This is a genomic window from Micromonospora sp. CV4, from assembly GCF_003667455.1.
Classification (GTDB): domain Bacteria; phylum Actinomycetota; class Actinomycetes; order Mycobacteriales; family Micromonosporaceae; genus Micromonospora.
This window is the reverse complement of record NZ_RCVI01000235.1, coordinates 1-9,019: the sequence shown is the minus strand read 5'-3', so window position 1 is coordinate 9,019 and position 9,019 is coordinate 1. Positions and strand designations below refer to the sequence as shown.

Sequence of the window (9,019 nt, the reverse complement as noted above, 5' to 3'; positions counted from 1 at the left end):
CCGCTCGGCCGCGGCGGCGGCCTCGCCGACCACGGTGAGCAGGGTGCCCTCCACCGGCCGGGCGACCGCCGTGTACGCGGCCGCGGTGCCACCCCGCAGCGCGGCGGCCAGCTCCCGGCCACGGACGGCCGGCGCCGCGGCGGCCGCGTCGGCGAAGCCGCGCAGGATCTGCGAAAGGATCACCCCGGAGTTGCCGCGCGCGCCGAGCAGCGCGCCCTGGGCCATCAGCCGCAACGCGTGCCCGTGCGCGGTCGGCCCGCTGTCGGGGAGCGTGTCCAGGTCCATGGCCAGGGCCTGCTGGGCCGAGGTGAGGGTGAGCACCAGGTTGGTGCCGGTGTCGCCGTCGGGCACCGGATAGACGTTGAGCTCGTCGATCTCGCCCTGGTGGCGCTTCAGCGCGGTCAACCCGGTCGCACACCACCGGCGGACCGCGGCGGCGTCGAGGGTGTCCAGCACGGCCAGAAGCCTACTGGCGCACGCCGACAGCCGTCGGACTCGTCGGGCGTGTCCGTCCGCCCCGGCCCCGGCGCCGAACCCGGCTCGGGCGGTCCGGACGGGAGCCTCGGGTATCCTTGCCGCCGGACCGACCCACCACCCGGCGGACGGGCGCACCAGCACCTGCCGGCCGGGCCACGGGCGGTCGCCCGACCGGGCCGGTTCGCCGGGTCGGCGGGTCATCGGGTAACCTGACCAGGTTGCCCGGGCAGCGCCTGCCGGCGACCTCATGAACGTTTCAATCCCAGGAGTATCCCGTGGCTAGCGTGTGCGACGTCTGTGGCAAGGGACCGGGCTTCGGCCACAACGTGTCCCACTCGCACCGGCGGACCAACCGCCGCTGGAACCCGAACATCCAGTCGGTGCGTACCCCGGCCGGTGGCGGCAACACCAAGAAGTTGCAGGTCTGCACCTCGTGCATCAAGGCCGGCAAGGTCACCCGCGCCTGACGCGGTAGCACCCACCTTCTCGTACGGCTCAGCCGGCGGACCCCTGCGGTCCGCCGGCTCTGTCGTGTCCGCGCCAGGCCGCTGACGACTACGCGACGCGGCCACCCACCCCGGCCGCCCGCCCGGTTACGGTCGCGCTGCGCCGGGCGTCCCCGTCCGGTCCAGACGAAGGGGTGACGGGTGCAGCTTGACCTGAGCCGGGACGAGTTGGTCATGGTTGGCTCCGCGCTGGATCTGCTGCGCGGGCTCGGCGACGTGTTGCCCGCGGGAAGCGTGGTCGTGGTCGAGGAACCCGACCTCATCCGCCGCCACGACCTGGAGCGGCGCTACGCCGCGCTGCCGATCGTGTCCCGGTTGGTGCCGGCCGGGTACCAGACCGGCCTGGACCCGGCGGCGCTGCTGGCCCGGGAACCGGGGCTGGCCGCCGCGCGGCTGGTGGTGCCCGGCCAGGAGTACGGCGTCCTCGCCGCGGCCCAGCTGGCCGGCGCGCTCGGCCTGCCCGGCGCCGGCGTGAAGGCCGCCGAGATCTTCACCGACAAGCACCGGATGCGGGTGCTCGCCGCGGCGGCCGGCCTGACCAACCCGGCGTTCGCGCTGGTCACCACGGCCGCCGAGGCGAGCGAGTTCGCCCGCCGGCAGGGCGGGCGCTGCGTGCTGAAGCCCACCCGCCGCGCCGGCAGCCTCGGCGTGCAGATCGTCGACGACCCGGCGCTGGTCGCCGCCGCCTGGGCCGCCAGCGCCGATCCGGAGACACCTCCCGACGCCATCGCCCACGACCTGCCCACCGCGGTCCTCGCCGAGCAGGTGCTGATCGGCACCGAGCACAGCGTGGAGCTGCTGATCGTCGAGGGCGAGGTGCGGTTCGGCAACGTCACCGACAAGCGGGTGCTGACCGGTGGACGGCCGGTGGAGACCGGGCACACCGTGCCGTCCGCCCTGCCCGGGGACGCCCGACGGGAACTGCTCGACGTGGCCACCCGGCTGGCCGGCGCCGCCGACTTCGGCACCGGCGTGCTGCACAGCGAGTGGATCCGCACCGCCGACGGCCCCGCGCTGGTGGAGTGCGCGGCACGGCTCCCCGGCGACCTGATCGCCGTACTGATCTCGGTCGCCTACGAGTGCGGGTTCGTCGGCGCGTACCTGCGCACGCTCCGGGGGGAACGCCCGGCGCTGCCGGCAGGGCCGAGCTGCGCGGCGGCGGTGGAGTTCCTGCTCGCTCCGCCCGGCACCGTCACCGCCGTGGACGGGGTGCGTGCGGCCAGCCGGGTGCCCGGCGTGCTGGACGTCACGGTGGGCGTGACGGTGGGCGACCGGGTGGCCCAGGTCACCTCGTCGGGACGGCGCAGCGGTCAGGTGCTGGCCTGGGGCGCCGACCCGGCGGAGGCGACCGGGGCGGTCGCCCGGGCCGCCGCCCAGATCCGCATCACCACCGGCTGAGAACGCCGGTCACCGGACGCCCGGCGGCTGCCGGGTCTCAGAGGGTACGGCCGAAGGAGACGCAGCCCTCCGCGTCCTTGTAGAAGCCGAAGTTCGGAATCTGCTCGTAGCCGGTGGAGGTGTACATGGCGATCGCCTCGGGCTGCTTGTCCCCGCACTCCAGGACCATCCGCTTGCGGCCCTGCTCGCGGGCCGAGCGCTCCACGGCCGCCAGCACCGTCCGGGCCACGCCCCGCCCCCGCGCCGCCGGGGCGGTGTACATCCGCTTCAGCTCCGCGGTGTCCACGCCGTGACTGCGCCAACCGCCACAGCCGACCGGCTCGCCGGCCAGGTAGGCGACGAGGAACGCCCCGTCCGGCGGCTCGAACTCGGCCGCGTCCACCGGGGTGTCGTCGCCGGTGCCGCCGTAGCGGGCACCGAGGTCGGCCAGCGCGTCGCGGATCAACTGCTGCGCCACCGGCGCGTCGAACCGCACCACCCGGATCTCGATCTCAGTCACACCATCCAGGGTACGGCCGACGCGAGGCCTCACCGGAAGTGGTCCCAGCCCCGCGGCCCCTCGTAGGACGCGCCATCGACGGTGACCCCGGCACCGGCCGTGACCAGGCCGATCGGCCGCCAGTCCGCCGGCAACGCCACCGCCGGCGGGAAGGTCGCGGCCAACGCGTGGTCCTCGCCACCGGCCAGGAGCCAGGTGTACGGGTCGACGCCGAGCGCCTGTGCGGCGTCGGCCATCTGCCGGGGCACCTCGAACGCGTCCCGGCGCACGTCGATCGCCACCCCGCTGGCCGCCGCCACGTGCCCGAGGTCGGCGAGCAGCCCGTCCGACACGTCGATCATCGAGGTGGCGCCGAGCCGGGCGGCCTGCGGTCCGGCCTGGTACGGCACCTGCGGCCGCCGGTACGCCTCGACCAGCAGCCGCGGTGTGCGAAAGCCGCGGGTGAGCACGGTCAGGCCGGCTGCCGCGTACCCGGTGCGGCCGGCCAGGGCCAGCACGTCGCCGGGGCGGGCGCCGGAGCGCACCACGGGCGGACGGCCGCCGAGGTCGCCCAGCGCGGTGACCGCGACGGTCAGGGTCGGGCTGGACGACATGTCCCCGCCGACCACGCTCGCGCCGACCGTGGCCGCCTCCTCGGCCAGCCCGTCGGCCAGCTCCTCGGCCCAGCTGGTCTCCAGGTCCGCCGGCATGCAGAGGGCGACCAGCAGGGCGGTCGGGGTGGCGCCCATCGCCGCGATGTCGGCCAGGTTCGCCGCCGCGGCCCGGTGCCCGACGTCCCGGGCCGAGCACCAGTCCCGCCGGAAGTGCCGCCCGTCGACCAGCACGTCGGTGGAGGCGGCGACCCGGGCGTCCGGGGCGGCTACCACCGCCGCGTCGTCCCCTGGGCCGAGCAGGGTGGTAGATCCGACCGGCAGGCGGGCCGTGATCCGCCCGATCAACCCGAACTCGCCGATACCGCCCACGCTGGCGACACCGCCGGCGTTCCGTCCGTTCTGCCCGGCACCGCCGCGCTCGCTCACTGCTGCTCCTTGACCACCGATAGGGATCAGACCTGGTCCGTAAGGTAGTTTCACCCTTCGGGCCGCCCCTGGGCGGCGACGGACGGAGGTCGAGTCGTGGTACAGGCGTACATCCTCATCCAGACCGAGGTCGGCCGCGCACGTGACGTGGCCGGTCTCATCGCGGACCTTGCCGGCGTGGTACGCGTCGACGCCGTCACCGGGCCGTACGACGTGGTCGTCCTCACCGAGGCGAACACCGTCGACGAGCTCGGCAAACTCATCGTCAGCAAGGTGCAGATGGTGCCTGGCATCACGCGCACCCTCACGTGTTCGGTGGTGCGGCTGTAAGTGGACGAGATGGCTACCTCCTCCGCCGCTGACAACGACGACCGGCCCGCCGGGACGCGCGACGGCACGCCCGAGCCGGCTGACCGTATCCGCGAGCCGGCCGACCCGGCCGCCGACGCGCCGGCCGGCCGGGACCGGACCATCCGCGGCGCGGCCCTGCTGGCCACGTTGATCGCGTTGCCGGTCACGCTGCTGGTGGCCGTGCTGGCCTTCAGCAAGCTCTCGCCGGCCGAGCCGGCCGCCGCGCCGAGCCCCACCGCCGCCCGGGTGCAGTCCACCGCTCCGGTCGAGATGGCCGCCCCGGCGCTGGCCGCCCGCCCGGCCACGGTCTGTCGCGCCCTGCTCTCCCAGCTGCCGTCGACCATCCGCGACCTGCCTCAGCGCCCGGTCACCGCCGGCCCGGAGCAGAACGCCGCGTACGGCGACCCCGCCCTCACCGTCGCCTGCGGCGGTGCCGAGCCGACCATCCCGGCCACCGACGAGGTCTGGACGGTCAACCGGGTCTGCTGGCATTCGGCCGAGCAGGGCGACGCGACGGTGCTGACCACGGTCGACCGGGAGACGGCGGTGTCGGTGCGCATTCCGCGCTCCTACGAGCAGCCGTTGCAGTGGGTGGCGCCGATCTCCAACGCGGTCGTCGCCTCGGTGCTCACCGGCGGCGACGTTCCCGCCGGCTGCCGGGCCTGACCCGACCCGCGTTCCACCGGAACGTGGTGCCGCGGGCCGGCGCCCGGTGGCTCAGTGCAGGCCGACGCCGCGCCGCTGTGCGGTGCGGATCAGGCGGTTGACCAGCTTCGGATACTCCAGGCCGGAGGCCGCCCACATGCGGGGGAACATCGACGTCGGGGTGAACCCGGGCATGGTGTTGATCTCGTTGAGATACACGTCCAGCTCGGGGGTGACGAAGAAGTCGGCCCGGGCCAGACCGGCGCAGTCCAGCGCGGTGAACGCGCGGACGGCGTACTCCTGCACCTGGCGGGTCACCTTCTCGGGCAGCCCGGCCGGAATGTCGTACTCGCAGGAGTCGTCGAGGTACTTCGCCTCGAAGTCGTAGAAGTCGTGGTCGGCGACGACGCGCACCTCGGCCAGCACGGACGCCTCGGGCGCGCCTCCGGCCTCGCCCTCCAGCACACCGCACTCGATCTCCCGGCCGACGACCGCGGCCTCGATGATGACCTTCGGGTCGAACTGCCGGGCGGTGGCGACCGCCGCGTCCAGCTGCGCCCAGTCGGTGACGCGGGTGATGCCGAACGACGAGCCGGCCCGGGACGGCTTGACGAAGACCGGGAGGCCGAGCCGCTCCTTGTCCTGCTCGGTGAGCGTCATCCCGTTGCGCAGCACCGCGTACGAGCCGACCGGGATGCCCTCGATCGCGCAGAGCTTCTTGGTGAACTCCTTGTCCATGGCGGCGGCGGAGGCGAACACGTTCGCCCCCACGTAGGGGATGCCGGCCATCTCCAACATGCCCTGGATGGTGCCGTCCTCGCCGTAGGTGCCGTGCAGCACCGGAAAGACCACGTCCACGTCGGCCAGCGCGCGGGGGCCCTCGGTCGGGTCGAGCACCATCAGCCCGTTGCCGGTCGGGTCGGCACGCAGCACGATGTCCGCGCCGGACTCCGCGGTGATCTCCGGGAGCTGGCGGGCGTTGATCGCCAGCTGCGCGGGGTCTCCGCTGGTCAACACCCATTGGCCGGCCCGGGTGATGCCGACCGGCACCACCTCGTACTCGTCGGGGTCGAGGGCGCCGAACACGCTGCCGGCGCTGACGCAGGAGATGCCGTGCTCCGGGCTGCGGCCGCCGAAGACGATCGCCACGCGGGTCTTGCCTGGGGTGGTCACTCCGGTCACCTCTTCGTACGCGACTGCGGCTGGTCGTGCTCGCCGGTGGCGCTCACCCGGTTGACCTTACTGTGCGTGGCGGTGGGGCGAGGCGATACCCGGCGAGCCACAGCGCGACACGGCAATCGGTCAACAGAGGATATACGGTGCGTGACGGGAGGTTGGTCCTGCGTAGACGGGGGGTCAGCTCAGTCCCGGGCGTGCCGGCGACCCACCGCGATCACCTTCACCCGCTGGCGGCCGGCCCGCACCATGCCCAGGGCCATGAAAGCCCCGGCGATCCGGTCGGCGGCCTCGCGGCTGCTGGCGCCGACCACCTGCCGGCGTCGCTCGGGCGCGGTCCGTTCGTTGCGCTCGACGCCCTCGACGGGGCGCACGTCGGTGAGCACCACCAGGAAGCGGGTCATCGTCGGCCGTCCGGGTGTACGGCGGGGGGCTCCGGACCGGTGCGCACGTCGTCTCCTTCCGGCGGGCCGGGATGGCGGCGGCACGCGACGATCGGGTACGGGGGAGAAACCCGATCGCCGCGCGCCCCATCCCCTCCGGTCGCTCACCACCACCGTCGCCACGACAACCGGCAGTGAGGACGCGATGACAGATTGACACGTGTACAGCCGTGAATGCAACTCTCATCGACGTTCTCTCATGCAGACGTTCCCACAAATGTGTGCGACCATCGATGCATGGCCCCGAAGACCGCCCGTGCCCGCCGGCTCGGCATCGCCCTGCGCCACCATCGGGAAGCCGCCGGGCTGACGCTCGAGACCGCCGCGGATGAGATCAACAGCACCCGCAGCACCCTCTCGCGCTACGAGAACGCGCAGACACTGATCAGCCCGGCCACCGTGCGCGCCCTGCTCACGTCGTACGGGGTGGGCGCCGACGAGGTGGCCGCGGCGGTGCAGCTCGCCAAGGACGCCCGCAAGCCGGGCTGGTGGGTGTCGTACTCCTACCTGCTGGACCCGCGCACCATCGACTTCATCGCCCTGGAGGCCGAGGCCACCGCCATCGCCAACTTCGAGCCCTCGGTGGTGCCCGGCCTGCTGCAGACCGCCGACTACATCCGTGGCGTGATGCGCGGCGGCCCGCACACCCTCGGCGACGACCTGGTGGAGCAACGGGTCAAGGTCCGCCTCGACCGGCAGGAGCGGCTCACCGGCGACGACCCGCCCATCCTCGACGCGATCATCGACGAGGGCGCGCTGCTACGCCCGGTCGGCGACCGGTCCGTGATGGACGGGCAGCTGCGCCACCTGGTCAAGATGGCCGAGCTGCCGAACATCTCCGTCCAGGTGATCCCGCTCTCCGCCGGCTACCACCGGGGCACCCGGGGCTCGCTGCACATCCTGGAGTTCGCCGACCCGGAGGACCCGATCATCGCCTCGGTGGAGACCGTCGCCGGCCAGATGATCCTCGACCGAGCCGGCGAGACGCGTACCTGCACCAAGATCATGGAGCACCTGCGGAGCGTGGCGCTCAGCCCGGCCGACACTCGCACGCAGCTCCTGTCACTCCTGAAGGGACGGTAGGACCGATGACACCGACGATCACAGCGGCGCTGGCCGCGGCGGCGTGGCGCAAGAGCAGCCGCAGCGGCGACCAGGGCGCCTGCGTGGAGGTGGCCGCGATCCCCCGACTGGTCGCCGTGCGCGACTCCAAGGACCCCGCCGGCCCGGCGCTGCTGTTCCCGCCGGCCGCCTGGGCCGCCTTCGCCCAGGCCCCGCCGCGCCGCTGACCGGACGAGGCGGGCTCGACCCGCCTCGAGGGCCCGCCCCCGGGTCCGTCGACTCAGGCGACCAGCGGGCCGGGCTCCGGCACGGCGCGCAGCGCCTCCAGGGCGGCAATGGCCACGCCCCGGGCGCCGGCCATGTCCCGCTCGGGCACCAGGGCGAAGGTGGCCACCGCCACCTGCTCCTCGCGGAGCACGGTGTGCTCGCGCACCGTCGCCAGGAACCAGTCGCGGAACTCCGGCGCCGCCTCCACCACCCCGCCGCCGACGAAGTACGCGTGCGGGTCGGTGAAGTTGGCCGCCACGGTGAACAGCCGGCCCAGCGCCATCGCCTGCTGGGTGAAGAGGTCCCGGGCCAGCGCGTCCCCCCGCTCGCCGTAGCCACGGACCAGCTTCGCCGCGCGGGCGACCGACTCGGCGGCGAGCGGGTGGTCGGGGTACCGGGTCAGCCAGTACGGCAGCAGGTTGCGCTCGATGCCGGTCAGCGAGGCGACGCTCTCGACGTCCCCGGTGAAGCCGCAGGCGCAGGTGGGCTCCGGCTGCTCCGGGCCGAGCAGCCCGGTGAGCGGGATGTGCACGTGACCCAGCTCGCCGGCCATCCCGGCCGCGCCGGCGATCACGCGCCCGCTCTCGACGACGCCACCGCCGAGGCCGGTGCCGACGATCGCGGAGACCGATGACCGGTTCATCGCCTCGGCGCCGAAGTACGCGTGGTGGGCGTAGAGCGCGGCCGCGTTGCCGTCGTTGTGGTAGACCACCGGCAGGCCCAGCCGTCGCTCCAGCGCGCCCCGCACGTCGAAGCCACGCCAGGCCGGCTGGGAGAAGTTGGTCGAGCCCCGCGACGAGATGACGCCGGTGGCGCTGGCCGGGCCCGGAGTGTCCAGCCCGACCGCCCGGACCAGTTCGCGGGGCACGCCGGTCTGCGCCAGAGCGCCGTCCAGCGCCCGGGCCAACGCCTCGATCGCGGCGTCGGGACCGGCCCGCACCTCGCTGGGGATCTCCAGCAGACCGTCCACCAGGAACCGGCCGTCCACCGTCAGCACGGTGGCGTTGTTGCTGGTCCCGCCGTTGTCCAACCCGACGACCACCGGCACCCCTGCGCTGCCCACCGAAACCGCCTCCCGCCGTCATGATTGTGAGCCGAGGCTAGTGCCAAGACCCCTCCCCCGCCATGCCCGCCCTCCCCGGCCGGGCGGGCATGGCGGGGGAGGGGTCTTGGCAC

At 73.9% G+C, this 9,019-nt stretch carries 12 protein-coding genes; 6 read left to right on the top strand and 6 right to left on the bottom strand.

The genetic code is table 11. The features are described from left to right. The coding region (locus EAD98_RS11420) for a DAK2 domain-containing protein (protein ID WP_121654028.1) at positions 1–456 on the bottom strand (456 nt) is incomplete at its 3' end. Between the two features lie 296 nt (positions 457–752). On the opposite strand from EAD98_RS11420, the gene rpmB reads away from it, so the two are divergent. Then, positions 753–944: a 50S ribosomal protein L28 gene (gene rpmB / locus EAD98_RS11415; RefSeq protein WP_007456456.1), complete on the top strand. Its 192-nt coding sequence runs from the start codon at positions 753–755 to the stop codon at positions 942–944. Positions 945–1,124: 180 nt separating this feature from the next. Beyond that, positions 1,125–2,381: an ATP-grasp domain-containing protein gene (locus EAD98_RS11410; RefSeq protein WP_121654027.1), complete on the top strand. Its 1,257-nt coding sequence runs from the start codon at positions 1,125–1,127 to the stop codon at positions 2,379–2,381. Between the two features lie 37 nt (positions 2,382–2,418). On the opposite strand, the gene EAD98_RS11405 is transcribed toward EAD98_RS11410, so the two are convergent. Further along, positions 2,419–2,880, bottom strand: coding sequence for a GNAT family N-acetyltransferase (locus tag EAD98_RS11405; protein WP_121654026.1), 462 nt, complete (start codon positions 2,878–2,880; stop codon positions 2,419–2,421). 29 nt (positions 2,881–2,909) lie between these two features. Next, the gene (locus EAD98_RS11400; RefSeq protein WP_121654025.1) at positions 2,910–3,899 is read right to left on the bottom strand and encodes a thiamine-phosphate kinase; all 990 of its coding nucleotides are present in this window, start codon (positions 3,897–3,899) and stop codon (positions 2,910–2,912) included. A 96-nt stretch (positions 3,900–3,995) separates the two neighbouring features. On the opposite strand from EAD98_RS11400, the gene EAD98_RS11395 reads away from it, so the two are divergent. Together EAD98_RS11395 and EAD98_RS11390 are read left to right on the top strand one after the other, a co-directional pair. Beyond that, the gene (locus EAD98_RS11395; RefSeq protein ID WP_013284547.1) at positions 3,996–4,229 is read left to right on the top strand and encodes an Lrp/AsnC ligand binding domain-containing protein; all 234 of its coding nucleotides are present in this window, start codon (positions 3,996–3,998) and stop codon (positions 4,227–4,229) included. After that, positions 4,230–4,916, top strand: a complete 687-nt coding sequence (locus EAD98_RS11390) for a DUF3515 family protein (protein ID WP_233583797.1) — start codon at positions 4,230–4,232, stop codon at positions 4,914–4,916. It abuts the gene before it with no gap. Positions 4,917–4,967: 51 nt separating this feature from the next. On the opposite strand, the gene EAD98_RS11385 is transcribed toward EAD98_RS11390, so the two are convergent. After that, positions 4,968–6,068 carry a D-alanine--D-alanine ligase family protein gene (locus EAD98_RS11385; protein ID WP_121654024.1) on the bottom strand — a complete coding sequence of 367 codons (1,101 nt, stop codon included), beginning with the start codon at positions 6,066–6,068 and terminating at the stop codon, positions 4,968–4,970. Positions 6,069–6,256: 188 nt separating this feature from the next. Then, the gene (locus EAD98_RS11380) at positions 6,257–6,475 is read right to left on the bottom strand and encodes a hypothetical protein (protein ID WP_121654023.1); all 219 of its coding nucleotides are present in this window, start codon (positions 6,473–6,475) and stop codon (positions 6,257–6,259) included. A 276-nt stretch (positions 6,476–6,751) separates the two neighbouring features. Here EAD98_RS11380 and EAD98_RS11375 point away from each other — a divergent pair, with 276 nt between their 5' ends. Next, entirely contained in the window at positions 6,752–7,597 is an 846-nt protein-coding gene (locus EAD98_RS11375) for a helix-turn-helix transcriptional regulator (protein WP_121654022.1), read from the top strand. 5 nt (positions 7,598–7,602) lie between these two features. Next, on the top strand, positions 7,603–7,803 hold the full coding sequence (locus EAD98_RS11370) for a DUF397 domain-containing protein (RefSeq protein WP_121654021.1): 201 nt from the start codon (positions 7,603–7,605) through the stop codon (positions 7,801–7,803). A gap of 53 nt (positions 7,804–7,856) precedes the next feature. Here the strand turns inward: EAD98_RS11370 and EAD98_RS11365 are convergent, their stop codons facing one another. Beyond that, entirely contained in the window at positions 7,857–8,906 is a 1,050-nt protein-coding gene (locus EAD98_RS11365) for an ROK family protein (RefSeq protein ID WP_121654020.1), read from the bottom strand. Positions 8,907–9,019: the final 113 nt, after the last annotated feature.

Coding starts and splice junctions, on each gene's coding strand:
- EAD98_RS11380 (WP_121654023.1), bottom strand. CDS start 6,475: ATGACCCGCTTCCTGGTGGTGCTCACCGACGTGCGCCCCGTCGAGGGC.
- EAD98_RS11370 (WP_121654021.1), top strand. CDS start 7,603: ATGACACCGACGATCACAGCGGCGCTGGCCGCGGCGGCGTGGCGCAAG.
- EAD98_RS11375 (WP_121654022.1), top strand. CDS start 6,752: ATGGCCCCGAAGACCGCCCGTGCCCGCCGGCTCGGCATCGCCCTGCGC.